The 23182-nt window shown below is 72.0% G+C and carries 20 protein-coding genes; 11 read left to right on the forward strand and 9 right to left on the reverse strand.

Annotated features, from left to right (window positions below; genetic code table 11):
- Nucleotides 1-4 precede the first annotated feature (4 nt).
- Complete coding sequence (gene cobA / locus ACIBTX_RS24690; protein ID WP_357133613.1) at nt 5-1237, forward strand: uroporphyrinogen-III C-methyltransferase; 1233 nt, start codon at nt 5-7, stop codon at nt 1235-1237.
- Nucleotides 1238-1485: 248 nt separating this feature from the next.
- Here cobA and otsB read toward each other — a convergent pair whose 3' ends face one another.
- The gene (otsB, locus tag ACIBTX_RS24695) at nt 1486-4047 is read right to left on the reverse strand and encodes a trehalose-phosphatase (protein ID WP_357133688.1); all 2562 of its coding nucleotides are present in this window, start codon (nt 4045-4047) and stop codon (nt 1486-1488) included.
- Nucleotides 4048-4088: 41 nt separating this feature from the next.
- Nucleotides 4089-5489 carry a trehalose-6-phosphate synthase gene (locus tag ACIBTX_RS24700; RefSeq protein ID WP_355052272.1) on the reverse strand — a complete coding sequence of 467 codons (1401 nt, stop codon included), beginning with the start codon at nt 5487-5489 and terminating at the stop codon, nt 4089-4091.
- Nucleotides 5490-5818: 329 nt separating this feature from the next.
- Here ACIBTX_RS24700 and ettA point away from each other — a divergent pair, with 329 nt between their 5' ends.
- The 4 genes from ettA to ACIBTX_RS24720 all read left to right on the forward strand — a co-directional run bounded on the left by ettA (nt 5819) and on the right by ACIBTX_RS24720 (nt 9364).
- Nucleotides 5819-7495: an energy-dependent translational throttle protein EttA gene (gene ettA, locus ACIBTX_RS24705; protein ID WP_357133610.1), complete on the forward strand. Its 1677-nt coding sequence runs from the start codon at nt 5819-5821 to the stop codon at nt 7493-7495.
- Complete coding sequence (locus ACIBTX_RS24710) at nt 7488-7934, forward strand: thioesterase family protein (protein WP_357395260.1); 447 nt, start codon at nt 7488-7490, stop codon at nt 7932-7934. Before ettA ends, ACIBTX_RS24710 begins: the two co-directional genes overlap by 8 nt.
- Nucleotides 7931-8647, forward strand: coding sequence for a hypothetical protein (locus ACIBTX_RS24715; protein ID WP_357133606.1), 717 nt, complete (start codon nt 7931-7933; stop codon nt 8645-8647). Before ACIBTX_RS24710 ends, ACIBTX_RS24715 begins: the two co-directional genes overlap by 4 nt.
- A 132-nt stretch (nt 8648-8779) precedes the next feature.
- Nucleotides 8780-9364 (forward strand): YbjN domain-containing protein, encoded by a 585-nt coding sequence (locus ACIBTX_RS24720; protein ID WP_357133604.1) that lies wholly within the window; start codon nt 8780-8782, stop codon nt 9362-9364.
- Nucleotides 9365-9400: 36 nt separating this feature from the next.
- On the opposite strand, the gene ACIBTX_RS24725 is transcribed toward ACIBTX_RS24720, so the two are convergent.
- From ACIBTX_RS24725 to ACIBTX_RS24735, 3 genes are all read right to left on the reverse strand, one after another.
- Nucleotides 9401-9832, reverse strand: coding sequence for a globin (locus ACIBTX_RS24725; protein ID WP_357133602.1), 432 nt, complete (start codon nt 9830-9832; stop codon nt 9401-9403).
- Nucleotides 9833-9898: 66 nt separating this feature from the next.
- Entirely contained in the window at nt 9899-11278 is a 1380-nt protein-coding gene (locus tag ACIBTX_RS24730) for an MFS transporter (protein WP_357133600.1), read from the reverse strand.
- A 236-nt stretch (nt 11279-11514) separates the two neighbouring features.
- Nucleotides 11515-12573 (reverse strand): mechanosensitive ion channel family protein, encoded by a 1059-nt coding sequence (locus ACIBTX_RS24735; protein WP_396833077.1) that lies wholly within the window; start codon nt 12571-12573, stop codon nt 11515-11517.
- 267 nt (nt 12574-12840) lie between these two features.
- Here ACIBTX_RS24735 and ACIBTX_RS24740 point away from each other — a divergent pair, with 267 nt between their 5' ends.
- Nucleotides 12841-13377, forward strand: a complete 537-nt coding sequence (locus tag ACIBTX_RS24740; RefSeq protein WP_357133596.1) for an HNH endonuclease — start codon at nt 12841-12843, stop codon at nt 13375-13377.
- Nucleotides 13378-13445: 68 nt separating this feature from the next.
- Here ACIBTX_RS24740 and ACIBTX_RS24745 read toward each other — a convergent pair whose 3' ends face one another.
- A complete protein-coding gene (locus tag ACIBTX_RS24745) occupies nt 13446-15032 on the reverse strand; it encodes a DUF6194 family protein (protein ID WP_357133594.1) in 1587 nt (528 codons plus the stop codon).
- Nucleotides 15033-15086: 54 nt separating this feature from the next.
- Here ACIBTX_RS24745 and ACIBTX_RS24750 point away from each other — a divergent pair, with 54 nt between their 5' ends.
- Nucleotides 15087-15866 carry a TioE family transcriptional regulator gene (locus ACIBTX_RS24750; protein ID WP_357133592.1) on the forward strand — a complete coding sequence of 260 codons (780 nt, stop codon included), beginning with the start codon at nt 15087-15089 and terminating at the stop codon, nt 15864-15866.
- Here the strand turns inward: ACIBTX_RS24750 and ACIBTX_RS24755 are convergent.
- The 3 genes from ACIBTX_RS24755 to ACIBTX_RS24765 all read right to left on the reverse strand — a co-directional run bounded on the left by ACIBTX_RS24755 (nt 15812) and on the right by ACIBTX_RS24765 (nt 17998).
- Entirely contained in the window at nt 15812-16588 is a 777-nt protein-coding gene (locus tag ACIBTX_RS24755) for a class F sortase (RefSeq protein WP_396833078.1), read from the reverse strand. The genes ACIBTX_RS24750 and ACIBTX_RS24755 overlap by 55 nt on opposite strands.
- A gap of 102 nt (nt 16589-16690) precedes the next feature.
- Nucleotides 16691-17164, reverse strand: coding sequence for a hypothetical protein (locus ACIBTX_RS24760; RefSeq protein ID WP_357174817.1), 474 nt, complete (start codon nt 17162-17164; stop codon nt 16691-16693).
- Nucleotides 17165-17560: 396 nt separating this feature from the next.
- Complete coding sequence (locus ACIBTX_RS24765) at nt 17561-17998, reverse strand: Lrp/AsnC family transcriptional regulator (protein ID WP_396833061.1); 438 nt, start codon at nt 17996-17998, stop codon at nt 17561-17563.
- A gap of 146 nt (nt 17999-18144) precedes the next feature.
- On the opposite strand from ACIBTX_RS24765, the gene ACIBTX_RS24770 reads away from it, so the two are divergent.
- Genes ACIBTX_RS24770 through ACIBTX_RS24785 form a run of 4 tightly spaced genes read left to right on the forward strand, consistent with a single transcriptional unit; the run spans nt 18145 to nt 23181 of the window.
- Entirely contained in the window at nt 18145-19047 is a 903-nt protein-coding gene (locus ACIBTX_RS24770) for a tryptophan 2,3-dioxygenase family protein (protein WP_357133588.1), read from the forward strand.
- A 14-nt stretch (nt 19048-19061) separates the two neighbouring features.
- Nucleotides 19062-20342, forward strand: a complete 1281-nt coding sequence (gene kynU / locus ACIBTX_RS24775) for a kynureninase (RefSeq protein WP_396833062.1) — start codon at nt 19062-19064, stop codon at nt 20340-20342.
- On the forward strand, nt 20339-21676 hold the full coding sequence (locus tag ACIBTX_RS24780) for an FAD-dependent oxidoreductase (RefSeq protein ID WP_396833063.1): 1338 nt from the start codon (nt 20339-20341) through the stop codon (nt 21674-21676). Before kynU ends, ACIBTX_RS24780 begins: the two co-directional genes overlap by 4 nt.
- 23 nt (nt 21677-21699) lie before the next feature.
- Nucleotides 21700-23181 carry a 2-hydroxymuconic semialdehyde dehydrogenase gene (locus ACIBTX_RS24785; RefSeq protein WP_396833079.1) on the forward strand — a complete coding sequence of 494 codons (1482 nt, stop codon included), beginning with the start codon at nt 21700-21702 and terminating at the stop codon, nt 23179-23181.
- The last annotated feature ends 1 nt before the right edge of the window (nt 23182 follow it).

Raw genomic sequence — 23182 nt, forward strand, 5'->3', positions numbered from 1 at the left:
CCGGATGAGCGCGAACCCGTACCCCCTTGGTCTGCGGCTCGACGGACGGCGGGTGGTCGTGGTGGGTGGCGGCGCGGTCGCCACCCGGCGCGTGCCGGCGCTGCTGGACGCCGGCGCGGATGTCCTGCTGGTGGCACCGGAGCTGACCCCGGCGTTGCAGGCCCGGGTCGACGCGGGTCGGCTGCGCTGGGTGCCGCGCCGCTTCGTGCCCGAGGACCTGGACGGGGCCTGGCTGGTCCAGGTGGCGATCGACGATCCGACCGCGGCTGCCGCGGTCAGTGCCGTCGCGGACGAGCGGCGGATCTTCTGCGTACGCGCCGACGACCGGGCGGCCGCCACCGCCTGGACTCCGGCGGTGACCCGGCAGGGACCGGTCACCGTGGCGGTGCTCGGCGGTGGTGACCCCCGACGGGCGATGAGCGTCCGCGACGCCATCCGCGACCTGCTCGCTGCAAGGAAGGGCCCCCTCTTAACGCCTGGGGTAGAGGAAGGGGCCCTTCCTAACTCGACCGGCGGGCGGGTGGCTCTCGTCGGGTCCGGGCCGGGTGACCCGGAGCTGATCACCGTGAAGGGCTGGCGGCTGCTCACCGAGGCGGATGTGGTGGTCGCCGACCGGCTGGTACCCGGCCTGCTCCTGGACGAGCTGCGCCCCGACGTCGAGCTGGTGGACGCCTCGAAGATCCCCTACGGCCCGTCACGCGCCCAGGAGGAGATCAACCAGATCCTGGTCGACCGGGCGCTGGCCGGTGCTGCCGTGGTGCGGCTCAAGGGCGGCGACCCGTACGTCTTCGGCCGGGGCGGCGAGGAGTTGCTGGCCTGCGCGGCGGCCGGTGTGCCGGTGACCGTCGTGCCGGGGGTGACCAGCTCGATCGCCGCGCCGGCTGCGGCCGGCATCCCGGTCACCCACCGGGGGGTGGCGCACGAGTTCACCGTGGTCTCCGGGCACGTGGCGCCCGACTCGCCGGCGTCGCTGGTGCGCTGGGACGCCCTGGCCGGCCTGCGCGGCACCCTGGTGATCCTGATGGGGCTGAAGAACCTCGCCGCTATCGCCGAGACGTTGATCGCGCATGGCCGGTCGCCGCAGACACCGGCCGCCGTGGTCCAGGAAGCCACCACGGGCACTCAGCGGGTGCTGCGGTCCACGCTCGAAGCGGTCGCCGCCGACGTGCACACAGCCGAGGTGCGCCCACCCGCCGTGGTCGTCGTGGGCGACGTGGTGGGTGCCCTCGACGCCTGAGCAACGGGTGCCCACCGATCTTGCGGTTTCGGCGGGCAACATGCGTGATATGTCCCTTGTGTCGGGACAGGAAGTGCAAGATCGGCGAGCAGGGTAGTCCGGATGCGGCGATCATGGAGTTGTGGTGCCCGGGTTGGTGCCTTACCGGCGTTTTGTTGCCCACCACGGCGCCATGATCGGCGAGGTGGTGCCACGTGACGACGGGGCCGGGAGCGTCAGCGCTCCCGGCCCCGTCGTACGTGCTGTCGTTACTGCTTGAGCATGTTGTCCAGCAGCAGGGCACAGCGGATCAGCCCGAGGTGGCTGTACGCCTGCGGGTGGTTGCCCAGGCCGCGCTCGGCGAGCGGGTCGTACTGCTCGGGGAGCAGGCCGGTCGGGCCGGCGGTCAGCACCATCTGCGCGAACAGCTCCTCCGCGTCGGTGCGCCGGCCGGTGCGCAGGTACGCCTCGATCAGCCACGCCGTGCAGATGTGGAAGCCGCCCTCGCGGCCGGGCAGGCCGTCGTCCCAGTGGTACCGGTAGACGACCGGGCCGCTGCGCAGGTCCGCCTCGATCTTCAGGACCGTGGACAGGAAGCGCGGGTCGTCACCCGGGAGCAGGCCGGAGAGGCCGATCCAGAGCGACGAGGCGTCCATGTCCTCGTCCCCGTACGCGACGCTGTACGCCTCGACGTCGTCGTGCCAGCCGTGCTCCAGCACGTTCGCGCCGATCCGGTCGCGCAGGTCCGTCCACTCGGGCCGGTCTTCGCCGCCGTGCTGGCGCATCACGTGCAGCGCCCGGTCGACGGTCATCCAGCACATCACCTTCGAGAAGACGTGGTGCCGGGGTGGCAGCCGCGCCTCCCAGATGCCGTGGTCGGGCTCGTGCCAGCGGCGGCGGACCGCCTCGACCATGTTCTCCAGGACCCGCCACTCGTCGTCGCGGACCGAGCCGCGCGCGTCGGCGACGGCCGCGATCAGGTCGGCGATGGGGCCGAACACGTCGAGCTGGAGCTGGTGGTTGGCGAGGTTGCCGACCCGGACCGGCCGGGAGCCGGCGTACCCGGGCAGCGTGTCGATGACCGCCTCGGCCCCCAGCTCGTACCCGTCGATGGTGTAGAGCGGGTGCAGCCGCTCCGGGTGGCCGCCGGTGCGCTCGATGCAGCCGTCCACCCAGCGCAGGAACGCCTCGGCCTCGTCGATGGAGCCGAGGTCGACGAGCGCGCGGGCGGTCAGCGCGGCGTCGCGCAGCCAGCAGTAGCGGTAGTCCCAGTTGCGGACGCCGCCCAGCTCCTCCGGCAGGGAGGTGGTGGCCGCGGCGAGGATCGAGCCGGTCGTCTCGTGGCAGAGCCCGCGCAGGGTGAGGGCGCTGCGCGCGACCAGGTCACGGGAGGTGGACGGCAGCCGCAGCGAGGCCACCCAGTCCTTCCACGGCTGCTCGGCAGCGGCCTGCCGCTCGTGGATCGGCACCCGGTGGTGCTCCAGGCTGTGCGTGCCGAAGCGCAGCTCCAGCACGACCTGCCCACCAGCGGCGGAGAGGTCGACGACCGCCTTGGCGGTCTCGTACCCACCGTCGTTGTTGACCTGCCACTCGACCCCGGGGGAGTAGAGGGCGACCGGTTCGTTCGAGCCGAGCACCAGCAGGCCGTCGCCGACGGGCTGCAACTGCACGGCCACCTGGCCGAACTCGGGGCGCGGCGCGAACTCCACCCGGACCCGCCCGTTGCCGCTGAGGACCCGGACGAGGGTCGAGTCGCCGGTGACCACGGCGGGACCGTCGGGCGTCGTCTCGCGGGCCGGCTTGTCCAGCCAGTCGGTGACGGTGAGCCCGGACCACCGGGTCTCGACGGTCATCGTGCCGGAGCGGTAGCGCTGGCCCAGCGGGATGCCGCCGCGCTCCGGGGCGATGCTGAAGTGACCGGCCGGGCTGCCGCCGACCAGGTCGGCGAAGATCGCCGCCGAGTCCGGCTTGGGGTGGCAGAGCCAGCTCACCTTCGCCTCGGGGGTGAGCAGGGCGACGGTACGACCGTTGGCCAGCATCGAGTGCCGCTCGATGGGCACCGCCCGCTCGCCGAACAGCCAGTGCCGGCGGGTCTCCAGCAGCAGCCCGAGCGCGCGGGCGGCCTCGATGGGCTCGGCCACCCGGAAGTTGGCCTTGGTGTCGCCTGGGCCGATCTTGATACCGAGGTCCGGCCCGTGCAGGTTGCCGAAGGCGTTCTCGTCGGTGACGTCGTCGCCGATGAAGAGCACCGCGCTCGCCGAGAGCTGGGTCCGTAGCTGGTCGACGGCCGTGCCCTTGTGGGTGGCCACCACGGACAGCTCGATGACCTCCTTGCCCTGCGTCACGGTGACGCCGTCGAAGGCGGCCGGGCCGTTGCGGACGGCCTCGATGGCGGCGGCGGCGACCTGCGGGTCGACGCCCCGGGTGTGCACCGCGACGCTGGCCGGCTTGCGTTCGAGCCGGATGCCCGGGTGTTCGGCGGCGATCTCGCGCAGCGCGTTGCGCACCTGGGTGCGGACCGCGACCAGCTCGGGGGAGAGGCGCTCGACGAAGCCGATGTCGAATTCGGAGCCGTGGCTGCCGACGAGGTGTACCTCGCTGGGCAGCCGGGAGAGCGCGGCCAGGTCGCGCAGGGCGCGACCGGAGACCACGGCCACGCTCGTCTGCGGCAGCGCCGCGAGCGCGCGGATCGCGGCCACCGACTCGGGCAGCGGTACGGCGGTGCTGGGATCCTCGACGATCGGCGCGAGTGTGCCGTCGTAGTCGCAGGCGATCAGGAGCTGCGGAACCCGGGCGATCCGGCCGATGGCGGATCGCAGTTCGGGGTCCATCACCCCGGTGGCGATCGCCGTTCCGTCGTTGACGGCCGTGTTCACGCGGCCTCCGCCTCGGAAACTCCCAGTTCGGAGAGGAAAGACTTGGCCCAGTGCCCCACGTCGTGGGTACGCAGGTGACGTTGCATTGTCCGCATCCGGCGGCGTGCCTCGGTTTTCTCCACGTGCACGGCCCGGAGCAGGGCGTCCTTCACCGCGTCCGGGTCGTGCGGGTTACATAGGAATGCCTGGCGCAGCTCCGTTGCGGCGCCAGCGAACTCGCTGAGCACGAGCGCACCGCCCTGGTCGGCACGGGATGCGACGTACTCCTTGGCCACGAGATTCATGCCGTCTCGCAGCGGGGTCACCATCATCACGTCCGCAGCAACGTACATCGCGGCCAGTTCACTGCGACTGTACGACTGATGGAGGTAATGCACGGCCGGCACGCCGACTCGGCCGAATTCGCCATTAATCCGACCAACTTCGCGCTCCACCTTGACCCGAAGTGCCTGGTAGTGCTCGACGCGCTCGCGACTCGGCGTGGCCACCTGCACCATAACGGCGTCCGGAACTGTCAACTTTCCGTCAGCAAGCAACTCGCGGAACGCCTTCAGGCGCAACTCGATGCCCTTGGTGTAGTCGAGCCGGTCCACGCCCAGGATTATCGTCTTCGGGTCGCCCAGTTCGGCGCGGATCTGCTTGGCCCGCGCCTGGATCGCCGGGTCGGCCGCCATCCGCTCCATCTCCTGCGTGTCGATGGAGATGGGGAAGGCGCCCGCCTTCACCTGCCGACCGTCGACCTGGATCATCTGACCCTCGTAGCGGAGCCCGAGCAGGTGCCGGGCCAGCCGGACGAAGTTCTGCGCGGCCAACCGCTGCTGGAAGCCCACCAGGTCCGCGCCGAGCAGACCGCGCAGCAGCTCGGTACGGAACGGCATCTGCATGAACAGCTCGATCGGCGGGAACGGGATGTGCAGGAAGAAGCCGATCCGCAGGTCGGGGCGCAGCTCGCGGAGCATGGCCGGCACCAGTTGGAGCTGGTAGTCCTGCACCCAGACCGTCGCGCCCTCGGCCGCGACGTCGGCTGCGGCCTCCGCGAACCGGGCGTTGACCAGCCGGTACGCCTCACGCCAGCGACGCTTGTACGCCGGTGTCTCCACCGCGTCGTGATAGAGCGGCCAGATCGTCGCGTTGGACTGGCCCTCGTAGTAGCGCTCCAACTCCTCGGCGCTCAACGGGACCGGGTGCAGCCGGATGCCCTCCAGGTCGAACGGCTCGGGAGCGGCACCGGTGCCGCCGGCCCAGCCCACCCAGGTGCCCTGGTGCTCGGCGAGTACGGGATGCAGCGCGGTGACGAGCCCACCGGGGCTGCGTCGCCACTGCCGTCCCTCGGGTGTGCTCACCTCGTCGACCGGCAGACGATTCGCCACTACGACAAAGGAGCTACGGACGGTCACGATCGGCCACCTCCGGGTACTGACGGGTCCACCGCGATGAGCGTACTGAGCGTAGCTGCGGTGTCTGGGCCCCCGTGCCGGAGTCTCCTACCCGCCCAGTGTGCGGTGAATCCTGAAGGTGATCTTGTCGACAGCCCGACGGTCAGAGGTCGACGCGCTCGCCGGCGTACTCCTGGGGCGGGGTGATGTGGGCGAAGCGCGTCGTACCTGTCAGGATTGACGATGGCGTGCGCGCGGCCGGCTCCCGGCCGGCGGCGGCGGGCGGAGGTCTCAGCTCGCGCCGCGCCGCCCACTCAGGCGACAGCAAACCGACGGAGGTAGCCCGCACCGTGGCCCAGTACATCTACGTCCTGGAAAAGGCGCGCAAGGCGCACGGCGACAAGGTCGTGCTCGACAACGTCACGTTGAGCTTCCTGCCGGGGGCCAAGATCGGTGTGCTCGGCCCCAACGGCGCCGGTAAGTCCAGCCTCCTCAAGATCATGGCAGGGCTGGACAAGCCGAGCAACGGCGAGGCCCGGCTCATGCCCGGCTACACCGTCGGCATGCTCGCCCAGGAGCCCCCGCTCAACGAGGCCAAGACCGTGCTCGGCAACGTCGAGGAGGCGGTCGCCGAGACCAAGGCCAAGCTGGAGCGGTTCAACAAGATCGCCGAGCAGATGGCGACCGACTACTCCGACGAGCTGATGGAGGAGATGGGCAAGCTCCAGGAAGAGCTTGATCACCTCGACGCCTGGGACGTCGACTCCAAGCTCGAACTGGCCATGGACGCGCTGCGCTGCCCGCCGCCGGACGCCGACGTGACCCAGCTCTCCGGTGGTGAGCGCCGCCGGGTCGCGCTCTGCAAGCTGCTGCTGGAGGCGCCCGACCTGCTGCTGCTGGACGAGCCCACCAACCACCTGGACGCGGAGAGCGTCTCCTGGCTGGAGCAGCACCTGGCGAAGTACGCCGGCACCGTCATGGCGATCACGCACGACCGGTACTTCCTGGACAACGTGGCCAACTGGATCCTTGAGCTGGACCGTGGCCGGACGTACCCGTACGAGGGCAACTACTCCACCTACCTGGAGAAGAAGGCCGCCCGGCTGGCCGTCGAGGGCCGCCGCGACGCCAAGATGAAGAAGCGCCTCACCGAGGAGTTGGAGTGGGTCCGCTCCAACGCCAAGGCCCGGCAGACCAAGTCCAAGGCCCGCCTGGACCGGTACGACGAGATGGCCACCGAGGCGGAGAAGACCCGCAAGCTGGACTTCGAAGAGATCCAGATCCCGCCGGGCCCGCGCCTGGGCAGCACCGTGATCGAGGCGCAGAACCTCAGCAAGGGCTTCGGTGACCGGCTGCTGATCGACAACCTGTCGTTCTCGCTGCCGCGCAACGGCATCGTCGGCATCATCGGCCCCAACGGCGTCGGCAAGACCACGCTGTTCAAGACCATCGTCGGGCTGGAGGAGCCGACCGCCGGCTCGGTGCGCGTCGGCGAGACGGTCTCGCTGTCGTACGTCGACCAGAACCGCGAGGGCCTCAACGGCGACAAGACCGTCTGGGAGGTCGTCTCGGACGGGCTGGACTACCTGATGGTGGGCAAGGTCGAGATGCCGTCGCGGGCGTACATCGCGGCGTTCGGCTTCAAGGGGCCGGATCAGCAGAAGCCGACGAAGGTGCTCTCCGGCGGTGAGCGCAACCGGCTCAACCTGGCGCTGACCCTCAAGATCGGCGGCAACGTCATCCTGCTCGACGAGCCGACGAACGACCTGGACGTGGAGACGCTGTCCAGCCTGGAGAACGCCCTGCTGGAGTTCCCCGGCTGCGCCGTGGTCATCTCCCACGACCGGATGTTCCTGGACCGGGTCGCCACGCACATCCTGGCCTGGGAGGGCGACGACCAGGACCCGTCCAGGTGGTTCTGGTTCGAGGGCAACTTCGAGGCGTACGAGAAGAACAAGATCGACCGCCTCGGCGCGGAGGCCGCCCGACCGCACCGGGTGACCTACCGCAAGCTGACCCGTGACTGACCGGTTCGTCTACCACTGCACGCTGCGCTGGTCCGACCTGGACGCGTACGGACACGTCAACAACTCGCGCTTCCTCACGCTGTACGAGGAGGCGCGGGTGGCGTTGATGTTCGCCGGCGGCCGGGCCTGGGGAGTGGGCTCGTTCGCCGACGGGGTGGTGATCCGCCGGCACGAGGTCGACTACCTGCGCCCGGTCGACTACGCGCTCGGACGGGCCACCGCGGAGTCCGCGCCCACGGTCCGCATCGAGCTGTGGGTGGAGGAGATCAGGGCGTCCCGGTTCACCGTCGCCTACGAGCTGTACGACGGTGAGGTGCTGGCCAGTCGCGCCCGCTCGGTGCTGGTGCCGTTCGACCTGACGCGTCAGGTGCCCCGGCGGATCACCGTCGAGGAGCGGGACTTCCTGCTGACGTACGCCCCGCAGGGCGGCGGATCGTGACGCGGCCGGAACGGGTGGCGTCGTCGGCGTCCAGCCACGGCCTGGCCGGCGTGGCCGACGCGGGCGCCTTCCTGGCCCGGCTGGTCCGGCTGGACCCGGCGGCGCCGGTGCGGCTGCGGCCGGCCGGCGCTTCCGGGCGGGTCGTCCTGTGGGCCCGGCTGCCGTGGCAGGTGCTGGTCGCCTCCACGGTGGCCGGCGACGCCGCCGGGGACGTCACCGTGGGCGCGGCCGACCTGCTGGCCGAGCTGGGACGCGGCGGTACCGCGTTGCCGGAGCGCCGGGACGCGCAGTGGCGCTGGCCCCTGCCGCCGGCGCGCAGCGAGCCGGTCGAGGTGCTGCCCGGCGTCGAGGTGCGCCGGATCGCGGCCGCGGCGGCGGGCACCCTGCGTACGGCGAGCGCCGAGGGGGTGGCGGGCCGCGCGGTGGGTCAGCGGGTCCTGCGCGACGCGCTGCTCGACCACGTGGCGGTGGTGGTCACGCCGGACGATCCGCCGGGCCCGCCGGTCGAGGTGCCGCAGCGACTGGTGCAGGGACTGGTCCGGATGGGCTTCCTCGGCGCGGTCGACGAGCCGGCCGTCCCTGCGGCGCGCGCCGCGGTGCGGGTAAGGGTCGCCGGCCGTTGGGTGGGCCTGGTGGGACCGTACGGAGCGGCCTGGTTGCAGAAGGCCACCGATCTCGCCGTGACTCCGCTCACTACTCGTCCGAACGGATGACCCCCATTCATTCTTCTGGGCCGGTGCGGTCGTTGGGGGGGTGCTTCAACCCGGCTGTCCGGGTACCGTCCATCCTCGGATCCAACGCACCGTAGGCGGCTGGATCCGCTGGGGAGTGAGGTGCGACGAGCGATGCCGTGGTGGTCATGGCGCCCCGGTCCCGCCGACGGCGGTGATCCGGAAACCCGAAGCGGGATCACAGTGGAGAGCGCGGTCCGGGTCGGGCCGCCGAGTCCTCGCCAGCCGGGGGACGACTGCCCGGGCAGCGACCGACCCGTACTGGCCGAAATGGCGGCCAGCATCGAGCCGGTGAGCCTGCGCCGGGTCTGTGACGCACTCGACCTGCTCGACGTGCGTTACCTGGCCGACGGTGACGGCAACCTGCTGGCCATGTGGGAGCGCCACGCCGTGCTGGTGACCCTTGAGGGTCCGGAGGACGAGATCCTGGTGATGCGGGCCCGCCCGCACGCCACGGTCCCGCCCGACTGGGCCGACCGGGCCTACCGGGTGGTCAACGAGTGGAACCACACCCGCCGCTTCTGCAAGGCGTACATCGGTGATCCGACCGAGCGCGGCCAGCTACCGATCTACGCCGAGCTGCAGGTCCCCCTCGGCGCCGGTACGCACGACGCGCTGCTGGTCGAGATGCTCGACTGCGGCGCGGCCGTGGCCACCAGCTTCGTGGACTGGCTGCACGACGAGGGCGCGCTGCTCTGAGACGGGCCGCGGCCCGGGTGCCCGGTGCGCGCGCCGTCAGGCGCGCTCGGCCGGGTCCTCCATGGCGTTGACCATGAAGTACGCGGCCCGCTCCAGGTAGTCCCAGAGGGCGACGGCGAGCTGCGGTTCCAGGTCGAGCCGGTCCACCGCCTGGCGCATGTGCCGCAGCCAGGCGTCCCGCTCGGCCACCCCGATCCGGAACGGGGCGTGCCGCATCCGCAGCCGTGGGTGACCGCGCTGCGCGGAGTACGTGTTCGGCCCACCCCAGTACTGCATCAGGAACAGGGTCAACCGGTCGGCCGCCGGGCCCAGGTCCTCCTCCGGGTACATGGGTCGCAGCAGCGGATCGCTGGCGACGCCGACGTAGAACTCGTCCACCAGCCGGCGGAAGGTGGGTTCGCCGCCGACCGCTTCGAAGAGCGTCATCGACGCGTCGGGACGGTCGGATTCACCTGCGGGGTTCACCATTCCATCCTGCCAGGTGCGTCGGCCGTGGACCCGACCCGGAGGCCGTGCGTCGGCTCACCCCGTGGATCACGTGACCGCGTGCCGACGGTGGCCTCCGGCTGCCCGGGGGTCGGTGAGCCCCGTCGTCCCGCTGACGGCGACGTCGCCCGCCGCGCGGGCCTGCGCGACGTTGGCGGCCGTGGCTGCCGCCACCGCCTCCTCCATCGTCTGCCGGCTCGGCCAGCGCAGGGTGGCGACAGTCATCAGCAGCACTCCGGCGGCGCTCCAGAGGCCGACCACCACCGGGATGGGGAACCGTTCGGCGAGCAACCCGGTAACCAGCACGGCGATCCCCTGGATGACCTGCACACCGGTGGCCATCACGCCGAACGCGCGAGCCCGGAACCCGGCCGGCAGGGCCCGGACGAACAGCCCGTTGGCCATCGGGAGCATGCCGGCGACCGCGAATCCGCACAGGGCGGCCAGCAGCGCCACCACCAGCGGTGGCGGATCGAAGAGCGCGGGCACCAGCGCCAGCGGGGCGAGCACCGCGAGCGGGCGCATCATGGCCAACCGGCGGGCCGGGCCGCACAACCGGCTCACCAGCAGCCCGCCGAGGATGAAGCCCACCGGACTGGCGACCATGATGACGGCCTGCGCGGTACCGGCGGCCATGCCGCTCCTGGCATCGTCGTTGGCCCAGGCGGCGGCCAGCCCTTCCGGGACGATCGAGAAGAGCATCGCGCTGAACACCAGCACCGCGATGGCCCGCAACACCGGCGTACGGAAGACGATCCCGAAGCCCTCGGCGGTCTCCCGCAGCAGGTGGCCCCGGTGGGCGGTGGCTATCGCGGCGGCGTGATTCCGGACGCCGAAGCGCAGCAGCAGCGCCGAGACGCCGAAGGTCGCGGCGTTGAACAGCAGCGCGACGGTCGGGTCGATCGAGGCGACGGCGGCGCCGAACAGGTACCCGACGACCTGTGCGGCCTGCCCGATACTGCCGTTCAGCGACAGTCCGACCACCAGGCGGTCTCCGGTGAGGATCTGCGGCATCAGCGCCGACTTCGCCGCCTGGCTGGGCGGGTTGGCCAGCGTGGTGGTGAAGAGGAGCACCAGCACCACCGGGACCGGCAGACCAGGGAGGGCGATGAGCACCATCAGCACCATCCGGATGACGTCACACGCCACCATCACCCGCCGGTACGGGTGCCGCTCGGCCAGCGCGGCGAGCAGCGGACCACCGAGCAGCCACGGCAGGTAGCTCACCGCGAACGCGGCGGCGGAGAGCGCGACGGACCTGGTCTGCTGGTAGACGAGGAGGGTCACGGCGGCCCTGGCGACGTAGTCACCGACCCAGGACAGCGACCCGGCGGTGAAGACAGCCCGGAACTCACGTTGGGCAAACACTTCGCGAAAAGTGGCCGGACCTTCCGCGGAAGGTCGCTCGTCGGGCACCGTCGCCTCCATCGGCCCCCGGGCACGGCTGCTTGTGGCCGCCGGGCCGGGAACACTCGTCAGATCTGTCGGATCAGCGAGGATGTGACCGCGCTCCAGCGGGAACGCGTGCTTCGGGATTCTGCCCGATCGTCCGACGACTAGCTAGGGTGAACGGATCGTTCGTCGCATCCCCGACTGAACGAACGGACGATACTCCAGGGGCCGGCTGGACCGCGACCCCTGGATTGCCGGCCATTCTCACCGGGTCAGGTGGCGCCGCCCTGACCGGTCTCACCGTCCGGCAAGGGCCGGCTCGGCACGCCGGGATAGCTGCGGGCAGCGGCGATCTGCGCGGTGATGCCCGAGTTCTCCAGCGCCTCCGCCAACCTGCGCCGCAGTTCCCGGCCCACCGCGAACTGGCCGTCGGCAGTCGTCTTGACCACCGTTCGGATCACGGCGCCCTCCACCGTCATCTGCTCGACGCCCAGCACCTCCGGCGCCTCCACGATCTCCGGCGACAGGTCCGGGTCCACCGCCACCGACGCGGCGGCCGTCCGCAGCACCGCGTTGGCCTCCTCCGTGCCGCTGAAGCCGATCGGCAGGTCCACCACCACCAGCGCCCAGCCCTGGCTCTTGTTGCCGACCCGGATGATCTCGCCGTTGCGGATGTACCACAGCACGCCACGTCCGTCCCGGACCGTGGTGACGCGCAGCCCGACCGACTCCACGACGCCCGACGCCTCGCCGAGGTCGACGTTGTCGCCCACGCCGTACTGGTCCTCAATGAGCATGAAGAGGCCGGCGATCAGGTCCTTGACCAGGCTCTGCGCGCCGAAGCCCAGCGCGACGCCGGCGATGCCGGCGCTGGCCAGCAGCGGCGCCAGGTCGAAGCTGAACTCGCGCAGGATCATCAACAGCGCGATGCCGAAGACGAACGCCGTGGTCAGGCTGCGCAGCACCGAGCCGATCGCCTCGGCCCGCTGCCGCCGCCGCTCCGGCACGAACTCGGTCGGGTCGACCGCCGCGGTCGGCACCCGCTCGCGCAGCGGCCGCAGCATCGTCGGCACCGCGCCGTCGGTGGTCGTCCGGACCAGCCGGTTGATCGTCCGGTGCAGCGCCCAGCGCGCCACCATCGCCAGCGCCAGGATCAGCAGGACCCGCAGTGGCTTGAGCAGGATCCAGTAGCTGCCCTCGGCGAACCACGCCGAGCGGGTGATCCCGTAGATCCATTCGCAGGAGGTGCTGCCCTGACAGTTCACCGACACGACGTCGGGCAGGGCAAGGGGCGTCACGCTGGCGGCACTCACCCTGTCTTCGTACCGCAACACCTCGGACCGGTCGCCGCCGACCCACCAGCCGGGTGAGATGCGCCGGAGCGCCGGGTCGGACCGGGGCGAACCGGCCATCGTGACAGGTGCGGAAAAGAGCTTCACATCCGACCCCGGATTAGTACGTGCAATCCGGGGTCCGATCAGGGACTATTGGCGCAACGGACGTCGGTGATCGAACGGGCGTCGACGGTGCGGGCCCTCGTGCCCAACTCCGGTCGGCGGCAGGTTCGCAGCAGCCGCTGAACCGGGAGGGTGATCGCGATGCCTGACATACGACCCGCGGTGGGCTCCGGCGCGCTGGTTCTCAACGCCACCTACGAGCCGCTGTGTGTCGTGTCGGTGCGTCGCGCCGCGATCCTCGTCCTCTCCTCCAAGGCCGTCTGCGTCGCCGACGGCGACGGCATCCTGCACAGCGCCCGGGACGCGCTGCCGGTGCCATCGGTCGTGCGGCTGACCCGCTTCGTCCGGGTGCCCTACCGCACCCACGTCGGGCTGTCCCGCCGGGCGATCTTCGCCCGGGACGGTTGGCGGTGCGCCTACTGCCGGGGCCCGGCCGAGACCATCGACCACGTCTTCCCGCGCAGCCGGGGCGGCCGGCACGCATGGGAGAACGTGGTCGCCGCGTGCGCGCGGTGCAACCACACCAAGGGCGACAAGACTCCGGCCGAGCTGGGTTGGCGGCTGCACGCCCTGCCGGCCGCGCCGAAGGGCACCGCGTGGCGGGTCCTCGGGCACCGCGCTCCGGACCCGCGCTGGGCCGACTGGCTCGACCTGCGCGAGCCCGAAGCAGCGGCCTGACCCGTACCCGTGCGGGCCCGGCTGCACCCGCGGGCCCCGCCGTGCAGGACGGCAGGCCGGCGTCGGGCTCAGTCCTGCTGGCCGGCGGCCCGGCGCGTCGCGCGCTCGTGCCGGTCGACCGCCCGCCGGTGCGCGATGGCGAGAAGCCGGTCGACCTCGGGCAGCATCTGCGGACCCGGCATCACGATGCTGGCGAAGCCGTACAGCGCGTAGCCCGGGTGCGGCGTGAGAGTGTCCAGCCGGGCGTAGTCGAAGTCCTCCCGGTGCTCCTCGAAGGCAGCCGGCGCGAAGCCGAACGCCTTTTCGAACTCGGCCCGGCCCAGCTCCAGGTTGAGGCGGAAGACGCCGGGGCGGTCGAGCTGCCCGGCCTCGTCGAAGCCGGGCACGTCGTGCTCGACGATGGTGGCGAACGGTTGGCGGCGGTCCGGCCCGACGTGGAAGAAGCGATCGCCCCACGCGGCCTCCGGTGATCCGTTCTCCGCGCCCGCCACCACCTGTTCGACGCCGGGCAGCGCGCCGATCCGCTCGGCGAGCACGGCCGCGTCGACGCCGGTCGGGATATGCAGCACCGCCTCGGCGTTGTCGATGGTCGCCTGGTCCAGCGGGAAGTAGCGGTAGTCGTGCGTCCTGCGCTCGGCCGGCTCGATGTCGGCCGTCGGGACGTACCCGGGGAGGTCGCCCAGACGCTGGAGCCGACCCTCGTAGGTCGACGCGGCGGGCGCGTCGATGCCGAGCGCGGGGCTCGCGCCGAGGGCGCCGACCACCACCGCGTACCGCTCGCCCAGCAGCGCTCCGACGATCGCGCCAGCGCCGGCCCACGACACCGTCGCGCCACCGATCGTCATGGTGGCCGGATGGCGTCGCAGGTGCGTGTTGTGCGCGAAGACCAGCGTCGGTCCCCGGTCGGCCTCGACCGCCCGGATCGCGAGCAGGTTCTCGGCCATCAGCGCGTCCCGGACCCCGGCCAGGCGCGCGAACCGTTCCTCCGGCGCGAGGTCGGTCGCCGCGGCGGCGTGGTACCGCAGCAACGCGACCGCGGACATGGCGTGCACGTGGGCCTCCCGCCAGCCCGCGGGCCGGCGGTGCGCCTGGAGAAACAGCTCGGTCAGCAGGTCGTCGGCGAGGACCCGCAGCCGGTGGGCGTCCGTCGAGCGTCCGACGGACCGGCCCGGCTCCCACACCGCGGCCGTGTCGCTCCACCGGGCCTCGTCCCCGACCAGGTCGTCGATCTCCGCCGACCGGTCCAGGCCGAGAAAGTCGCAGACGAACGTCAGGTGCCGGCGCGGGCTCGGGGCGCCCTCGATCTCCAGCGGCGCGTCGAAACCGTGGAACCGCAGGCGCTGCGCGGCGGGTCGTCCGGCGTTCCACTCCCGCATCCGCAGCAGCAGGTCACGGTTGGCCGGGGCGGCGCCGAAGCCGTGACTGAACCCCTCGGCGAGCGCGCGGTCGAGCGGCACGGGCCCGCCGTCCACGAACTCGTCGGCGAGCAGCCCGGCGGCCCGGTCGCTCTCCAGGGCGATGGAGCGGTAACCGTGCTCGGCCAGCGTCAGGAAGGTGTCGTTGCGGATCTGGAGGAAGGCGGATTCACCGTGCGTCGGCTCGCCGATCGCGAGCAGGGTCGGTGAGCCGGCGAGCAGGTCGAGAACAGTGGTCATTGCATCGACCGTATCGTTGAACCAGCGGTTGAGACTTCAGAGCAGGAGAGCACGGTGGTCACCCCAAAACCCTCAAACCCAGGGGTACGCCGGCCGGTCGACCTCGCCCGGCGGCACGGGCTGTCGGCGCAGGCCGTCCGCAACTACGAACGCGACGGTGTGCTGCCGCCGGCCGAGCGCACCGTCAGCGGGTACCGTCGGTTCACCGAGACGCACGCCCGGGCACTTGACGCCTACCTCGCCCTCGTCGCGGGCCACGGTCACGCGGCCGGCGGTGACATCATGCGCGCCGTCAACCGGGGCGAGCTCGACACCGCGTTGCGGGCGATCGATGACGGCCACGGCCTGCTGCGACGCGACCGGGAGACCCTGGACGCGGTCGAGGTGGCGGTCGGCACGCTCACCGCCACGAAGCCCGCGCCGCAGACCCGGCGGGCCGTACCGATCAGCGTGCTCGCGCACCGGCTCGGCGTACGACCGGCGACGCTGCGCAAGTGGGAGTCGGCCGGAATCCTGCGACCGGAGCGCGACCGGGCCACCCGCCACCGCGTCTACTCGCCCGACGACGTCCGGGACGCCGAACTCGCGCACCTGCTGCGCCGGGGCGGGTACCGGCTGAGCCACATCGCCGACGTGCTGCGTCGCGTACGGGACGCCGGCGGCGCCGAACCACTGGCCGCGTCGCTGACCCAGTGGCGCGGACGACTCACGGAGCGCGGCCGGGCCATGCTCACCGGGGCCGCCCGGCTCGCCGCGTACCTCGACGACGGCGCGGGAGGTCACCCGCCACGTGCCTCGACCAGCGAGGCGAAGACCACCAGGTTGTCCGAGTAGCCGGTCTCACCGCCCACCCACCGGCCGCCGCAGGTGATCAGTCGCAGGCTGGGACGGCTGAAGTCGCCGTACACCTCGTCCACCGGTAGCCGTTCCTTGCTGAACCGCTCCACCGAATCCACCTCGAAGACCGCCACCCGCCCGTCGGCGCGGGTGATGTCGACCCGGTCGCCGGAGCGCAGTTCCCGTAGCCGGTGGAAGACGGCCGGCCCGGTGGTCGTGTCCACGTGCCCGACGATCACCGCCGGCCCGTACTGCCCCGGGGTGGGGCCCTGGTCGTACCAGCCGGCCTCCTGCGCGCGGGCCACGTCGGGCACGGCGATGGTGCCGTCCGGGGCGATGCCCACGTCGTGCAGCGGCGCCCGCAGGTCGATCGTGTCGATGGCGAGGGCGGTCGGTGGGCTGGCCGGCAGCACCGGGAACTTCTTCGGCGGAGGCCGCAGGCCCGCGCTGATCCGGTCCGGCAGCAGACTCACCCCGGTCACCCGTTCGACGCCGAGCATCGCCACGATCAGCACCATCAGCGTGGCGATGACCAGGACCGGCACCCCCGGACCGGTACCGCCCAGCCGACGCCGGGCCAACGGTGACCCGCCGGGACGGCGCGGCGGCAGCGGCCGCGCGTCCGGGTCGGTGGTGGCGACACTGGCGGAGACCGCCTGCCCGGCGACCCGCCGCAGCCGGCCCGAGGCCCGGGCCACCAGCCGGCCGGCGGCGCGCAGCGTCCTCGCGGCCCGGACGCGGGCCGTACGGTCCGACCGCGCGGAGCGGGCAGGGCCATCCGGCCGCGTACGCGCGGATCTGCGGGTCATGGCAGCTCCGGGTCAGGAGCCGGCTCCGGGCCGACGCCGGCCGCCCATCATGCCGAGCGCGACCGCGGCGGCCACCAGTGCCACGCCGCCGAGGACCAGGACCGAGCCGGTTCCCCGGCCGCCGGCGGTCCCGCCGCCCCCGGTCGCCGGCCCCTTGCTGGGCGAGGCCATGTTGAGCACGGTCAGCATCGTCTGCGCGGTCTGGTTGTTCTGGCAGCGCAGGTCGACCTGGTAGTCACCGGGCTCCTTGTTGCCCGGAACGGTGACCTCCCCCTTGAGGAAGCCGTTGTCCGGCCTGAGCATGACGTGCCCGAACGCGTCGGAGCGTACGTTCGCCTGCCGATCGTTGTTGTTGTCGCAGCTCGCGCGGATCGTGACCCGGCTGCCCGCCGGGACGCTGTTCGGTGTCACTTCGACGAAGGTGTTCTCGCCCGCGTGGGCCGGCGCGACCGACAGCAGGACGAACGCCCCGATGAGTCCGACCAGTGTCAGAGCGGACGAGAGCGCGCGGTTGATCGTGCGAAGACCCTGCATGATTTCCCCCCAACCGGCGACGACCGCCGGAACCCTCCCCTGGGCACGCGCGCTGCTTTCCCCCCACCCCAAAGGCAAACCCACCTCACCCCCACCCCCCGCCCCGCCCCACACCCCCGCGCCCCGCCCCGCCCCCTCCCGCGCGTCGATCATGGAGTTGTGGTGCCCCGCAAAAGGTGCATCTGATCACCATCTACCCACCGCAACTCCATGATCGACCCGGGACTGCGCCGAGAGTCCCGCGATCTTGCACTTTCTGTCGCCGCATACCCGGGCATTCCTCGTATTTCGACGACAGAAAGTGCAAGATCGCGAATGGGGGGGTGGGGGTGGGGAGGGGGCGGGGGGTTAGGGGTGGGGGGTTATGGGGTGCCAGGGTAGGGGGGAGGACAGGACCATGGTGCTCGATGGTTGGCCGTACGGGGCCAGGCGGTCGATGACGGCCTCGAAGTCCCCGATCGATCCGGCGGCCACCTTGAGCATGCTGCACGCGTCACCGGTGATCCGGTGGATCTCCAGGATCTCCGGCCAGTTGGACACCTCGGGGTCGTGCAGGATGCAGCGCGCCCCGTAACAGGACATCCGGATCAGGGCGACCACCGTACGACCGGCCCGGGTCAGGTCGACGTGGGCGTGGTAGCCGGTGATCACGCCGGTCTCCTCGAGCCGGCGGACCCGCTCGGCGACCGCCGGTGGGGACAGGTGCACCCGGCGGGACAACTCGCTGAAGGAGAGCCGGGCGTCGGCCTGCAACTCGCGCAGCAGCGCCCAGTCCATGTCGTCCACGCTCGCACCTTACTTTCGTGAACCGGATTCGCCCAGCTGCCTTCCGTTCGCCAGGTCAGGACGGCAAGTGCCGTTGATCCGGCATTCCGTACGCCGATCCCACCGCGAGATCATGACGTCGGTAGTTCGGGGAAGGGAGACGACTGGTGGAATCGACGGAGCGGCGGGCCTCGAACCGCGTCGCCACGGTGCGACCGGTGACCCCGCGACAACGGGCGGCCCGCGCCGCACGCAACGGCGGTGAGCCGACTCTCGAGTTCGCCGACCTGGTGCCGTACGACGCGTACGTGCGGGCCAGCGCGCTGCACCAGTTGCAGCAACCTCTCAGCGACGACCCCGGCGAGATGTCGTTCCTCATGGTCAGCCAGATCATGGAGCTGTACTTCGGACTGACCTGCCACGAACTGCGCGAGACCCAGCGCCTGGTGCGCGCCGACCAGATCTGGGACGCGCTGGCCCCGCTGCGCCGGGCCACCCTGCACCTGGAGGGGTTGAACGCCGCCTGGCAGGGCCTGCGCTGGATGACCCCGGCCGACTTCAACCGGTTCCGCAACCTGCTCGGCGAGGGCAGCGGCTTCCAGTCCGCGATGTACCGGCACCTCGAGTTCCTGCTCGGGCTGCGCGACCCGGCGCTGATCCGCCCGTTCCGTCGGCAGGCCGAGGTGCACGCCGCGCTCAGCGCGGCGATGGCCGCCCCGAGCCTCTGGGACGATGTCGTCGCGCTGTTGGCCCGGCGTGGATTCGACATCCCAACCGAGTTGTTGGACCGCGACGTGGCGGTCGAACACGACCCGCAGCCGCAGGTCGAGGCCGCCTGGGTGCGGATCTACGCCGACAACGGCCCCGACAATCACCTGCGGCTGCTCGGCGAGGCGCTCAGCGGTGTCGCCGAGGAGTTCGGCGACTGGCGCTGGAACCACGTCAAGGCGGTGCAGCGGACGATGGGCGCGAAGGTCGGCAGCGGCGGTTCCGCCGGCCTGGCGTGGCTGCAACGGAGCATGGCCCGGGTGGTCTTCCCGGAGCTGTGGTCGGCCCGCACCGCGATGTGACCGGAGAGCGAGACATGCACATTCCTGTTGACGAGGCGCACCGCCTCGACGAGGCCGACCCGGGTCACCGGCACCTCTTCCACGTGCCGCCCGCCGACGGCGGTCTCCACCCCGAATCGGCGTACCTGGCCGGCAACTCGCTCGGTCTGCAGCCCCGGGCCACCCGCGACGAGCTCCTCGCCGACCTGGACGCCTGGGGGCGGCTCGGCGTCGAGGGGCACCTGGAGGCCGAGCGCGCCTGGTTGCCGTACCACGAGCTGTTGACCGGCCCGGCCGCGCGACTGGTCGGCGCCCGGCCCGCGGAGGCCGTGGTGATGAACTCGCTCACCGTCAACCTGCACCTGCTGATGGTCAGCTTCTACCGCCCGGCCGGCGCGCGTACCCGCATCGTCATCGAGGACAGCGCCTTCCCCTCGGACAGCTACGCGGTGCGCAGCCAGGCCCGGTTCCACGGCCTGGACCCGGACGACACGGTGGTCCGGCTGCGCCCCCGCCCCGGCGAGGACGCGCTGCGCACCGAGGACATCGCCGACTACCTGGCCGCCGAGGGCGACCGGGTGGCGTTGGTGCTGCTCGGCGGCGTCAACTACCTGACCGGTGAGCTGCTGGACATCCCGGCGATCACGGCCGCTGGCCGCGCGGCCGGCGCGGTGGTCGGCTGGGATCTCGCCCACGCGGTCGGTAACGTGCCCCTCGCGCTGCACGACTGGGATGTCGACTTCGCGGCCTGGTGCTCGTACAAGTACCTGAACTCCGGTCCCGGGGCGTTGGCCGGCGTCTTCGTGCACGAGCGGCACCTCGGCGATGCGGACCTGCCGCGCTTCGAGGGCTGGTGGAGCACCGCGGCGGCCACCCGGTTCGAGATGACGCCGGTGTCCCGCCCACCGTCCACCGTGGAGGCGTGGCAGATCTCCAACCCGCCGATCTTCGCGATGGGTCCGGTGCGTACCTCGCTGGAGCTGTTCGACGCGGTCGGCATGCCGGCGCTGCGCGCCCGCAGCCTGCGCCTCACCGGCTGGCTGGAGTCGCTGCTCGACGAGGTCACCGCCGACCGACCGCTGCGGGTGGTCACCCCGCGCGAGGAGGCCCGCCGGGGCTGCCAGCTCTCGGTCCGCATCGGCGCCGGCAACGCCGCCGAGCTGACCAAACGCCTACGGTACGAACACGGCGTCATCGCCGACGCCCGGGAGCCGGACGTGGTCCGTTTCGCCCCGGTGCCGCTCTACTCGACGTACCTCGACTGTTGGCGGGCCGCCGCCGCACTGGAGGCCACGGTGGGACGGGTGAACCCATGACCGCCCGGCGGGACGAGGTCGCGATCATCGGAGCCGGCCTGGCCGGGTGCCTGGCCGCCTGCTTCCTGGCCCGGCGGGGTTACCCGGTGGCCCTGTACGAGCGGCGGCCGGACCCGCGCACCGGCACGGCCGAGCGCGGGCGTTCGATCAACCTGGCGCTCTCCGAGCGCGGGCTGGACGCGCTGCGCCGGATCGGCCTGGCCGAACAGGTGATGGCCGACGCCCTGCCGATGCGCGGCCGGATGATCCACCCGGTCGAGGGGGAGCCGCAGTTCCAGTCGTACAGCGCGGCCGGCGACCGGGCGATCAACTCGATCAGCCGGGGCGCGCTGAACAACGCCCTGCTGGACGCCGCGACCGCGCTGCCCGGGGTACGGGTCGTCTTCGACCACCGTCTCGTCGGACTCGACCCGACCGACGGCTCGTTGAGCTTCGACACCCCGAAGGGCCCGGTCGCCGCCCAGGCGTCCGTGGTGCTGGGCGCGGACGGCGCGGGCTCCGCCGTACGCGGGCAGCTCCTGGCGCACGGGTCGCTGAGCGAGAGCGTGGACTTCCTCGACTACGGCTACAAGGAGCTGACGATCCCGCCGCTGGGCGGGGACTTCGCCCTCGATCCGGACGCCCTGCACATCTGGCCGCGCGGCACGTCGATGATGATCGCGCTGCCGAACCCGGACCGCTCGTTCACCTGCACGCTGTTCTGGCCCAACGAGGGCGCCGGCAGTTTTGCCGCCCTGGACAATCCGGCCGCGATCCGGGCGCACTTCGCCGAGCGGTACCCGGACGTGGTACCCCTGGCCCCGGCTCTGGTGGACGACTACCAGCACAACCCGGTGGGTGTGCTCGGCACGGTCCGCAGCACGCCCTGGCAGGTCAACGGGACGGTCGGCCTGATCGGCGACGCCGCGCACGCCATCGTGCCGTTCTACGGCCAGGGCGCGAACTGCGCCTTCGAGGACGTCGTCGAGCTGGACCGCTGCCTCGACGAGTGCGCGGACGAGTGGACGGCGGCGCTGCCGTTGTTCCAGCGCCGCCGGCAGGAGAACGCCGAGGCCATCGCGCAGATGGCGTTGACCAACTTCGTGGAGATGCGGGACAAGGTCGCGTCCCCGGTCTTCCAGGCACGACGGCGGGTGGAGCACGCGCTGGAACGGGCCCTGCCCGGCCGGTACGTTTCGCAGTACGAGCTGGTGTCCTTCTCCACCACCCCGTACGCCGAGGTGCGCCGCCGGGTCCGCCGGCAGCACCGGGTGCTCGGCGCGGTCGCCGGTGGGGCGGCGCTGCTGCTGGCCGGCGCGACCACGGCGGTGCTCAACCGAGGGAGGCGCGCGTGACGAACCTCTGGGACCCGACGTTGATGACCGGCCACGCGCCGGCCGGGCTGCCACGGCTGCGCAACTTCGTGGGCGGCGAGTTCGTCGACGCGGGGTCGACGTTCACCAAGGTCAGCCCGGTGACCGGCGAGCCGGTCTTCGAGGTGGCCGAGGCGTCGCGGTCCACCGTGGACGACGCGGTCGCCGCCGCCCGCGCGGCCCTGCGCGGGCCGTGGGGCCGGATGGGCGAGCGCGAGCGTGCCGAGGTGCTCCGGCGGGTCGCCGACGAGCTGGAACGCCGCTTCGACGACCTGGTCACCGCCGAGGTCGCCGACACCGGCAAGTCCATCGCCCAGGCCCGTACGCTGGACATCCCGCGCGGCGCGGCGAACTTCCGGGCGTTCGCCGAGATCGTGGCGACCGCGCCCACCGAGTCGTTCACCACGGTCACCCCGACCGGTGGCCGGGCCCTCAACTACGCGGTCCGCAAGCCGGTCGGCGTGGTCGCGGTCATCGTGCCCTGGAACCTGCCGCTGCTGCTGCTCACCTGGAAGGTCGCCCCGGCGCTCGCCTGCGGCAACGCCGTGGTGGTCAAGCCCAGTGAGGAGACACCCGCCTCGGCGACGGTGCTGGCCGAGGTGATGGCCGCTGCCGGCGTACCCGAGGGTGTGTTCAACCTCGTGCACGGCTTCGGTCCGGACTCGGCGGGGGAGTTCCTGACCCGCCACCCGGGCGTGGACGCGATCACCTTCACGGGCGAGTCGGCCACCGGCGGCGCGATCATGCGGGCCGCCGCCGACGGGGTGAAGGCGGTCAGCTTCGAGCTGGGGGGCAAGAACGCCGGCCTGGTCTTCGCCGACGCCGACCTGGACGCGGCGATCGCCGGGTCGGTGCGGTCCAGCTTCACCAACGGCGGTCAGGTGTGCCTCTGCACCGAACGCATCTACGTGCAGCGGCCGGTCTTCGAGGAGTTCACCGCCCGGCTGGCGAAGCGGGCCGGCGAGCTGGCGTACGGCTGGCCGACCGACGAGGCCACGGCCACCATGCCGCTCATCTCCCCGCAGCACCGGGCCAAGGTGCTCGGCGCGTACGACCTGGCCCGGTCCGAGGGCGCCGAGGTGCTGACCGGCGGCGGTACGCCCACCTTCGGCGACGCCCGGGACGGCGGCTCGTACGTGCAGCCCACGGTGCTCGCCGGCCTCGACGCCCGCGCCCGCACCAACCGGGAGGAGATCTTCGGCCCGGTGGTGCACGTCGCGCCGTTCGACACCGAGGACGAGGCGTACGCCCTGGCCAACGGTACCGACTACGGCCTGGCGGCGACGGTGTGGACCCGGGACGTCGGTGTGGCGCACCGGGCCGGGGCGCGGCTGGACGCCGGCATTGTCTGGGTCAACACCTGGTTCCTGCGGGATCTGCGAACCCCGTTCGGCGGGGTGAAGGCGTCCGGCATCGGCCGCGAGGGCGGCGTGCACTCGCTGGACTTCTACTCCGAACTCACAAACGTCTGCGTGGACCTGTCGTGAC

The sequence above is a fragment of the Micromonospora sp. NPDC049359 genome (genome assembly GCF_044466585.1).
Classification (GTDB): Bacteria; Actinomycetota; Actinomycetes; order Mycobacteriales; family Micromonosporaceae; genus Micromonospora.

What these genes read in the sequence shown, in the direction of transcription:
- cobA (WP_357133613.1), top strand. Translation starts at nt 5, where the DNA reads ATGAGCGCGAACCCGTACCCCCTTGGTCTGCGGCTCGACGGACGGCGG.
- otsB (WP_357133688.1), bottom strand. Translation starts at nt 4,047, where the DNA reads ATGGACCCCGAACTGCGATCCGCCATCGGCCGGATCGCCCGGGTTCCG.
- ACIBTX_RS24720 (WP_357133604.1), top strand. Translation starts at nt 8,780, where the DNA reads ATGCCGTGGTGGTCATGGCGCCCCGGTCCCGCCGACGGCGGTGATCCG.
- ACIBTX_RS24725 (WP_357133602.1), bottom strand. Translation starts at nt 9,832, where the DNA reads ATGGTGAACCCCGCAGGTGAATCCGACCGTCCCGACGCGTCGATGACG.
- ACIBTX_RS24730 (WP_357133600.1), bottom strand. Translation starts at nt 11,278, where the DNA reads ATGGAGGCGACGGTGCCCGACGAGCGACCTTCCGCGGAAGGTCCGGCC.
- ACIBTX_RS24740 (WP_357133596.1), top strand. Translation starts at nt 12,841, where the DNA reads ATGCCTGACATACGACCCGCGGTGGGCTCCGGCGCGCTGGTTCTCAAC.
- ACIBTX_RS24745 (WP_357133594.1), bottom strand. Translation starts at nt 15,032, where the DNA reads ATGACCACTGTTCTCGACCTGCTCGCCGGCTCACCGACCCTGCTCGCG.
- kynU (WP_396833062.1), top strand. Translation starts at nt 19,062, where the DNA reads ATGCACATTCCTGTTGACGAGGCGCACCGCCTCGACGAGGCCGACCCG.
- ACIBTX_RS24780 (WP_396833063.1), top strand. Translation starts at nt 20,339, where the DNA reads ATGACCGCCCGGCGGGACGAGGTCGCGATCATCGGAGCCGGCCTGGCC.
- ACIBTX_RS24785 (WP_396833079.1), top strand. Translation starts at nt 21,700, where the DNA reads ATGACCGGCCACGCGCCGGCCGGGCTGCCACGGCTGCGCAACTTCGTG.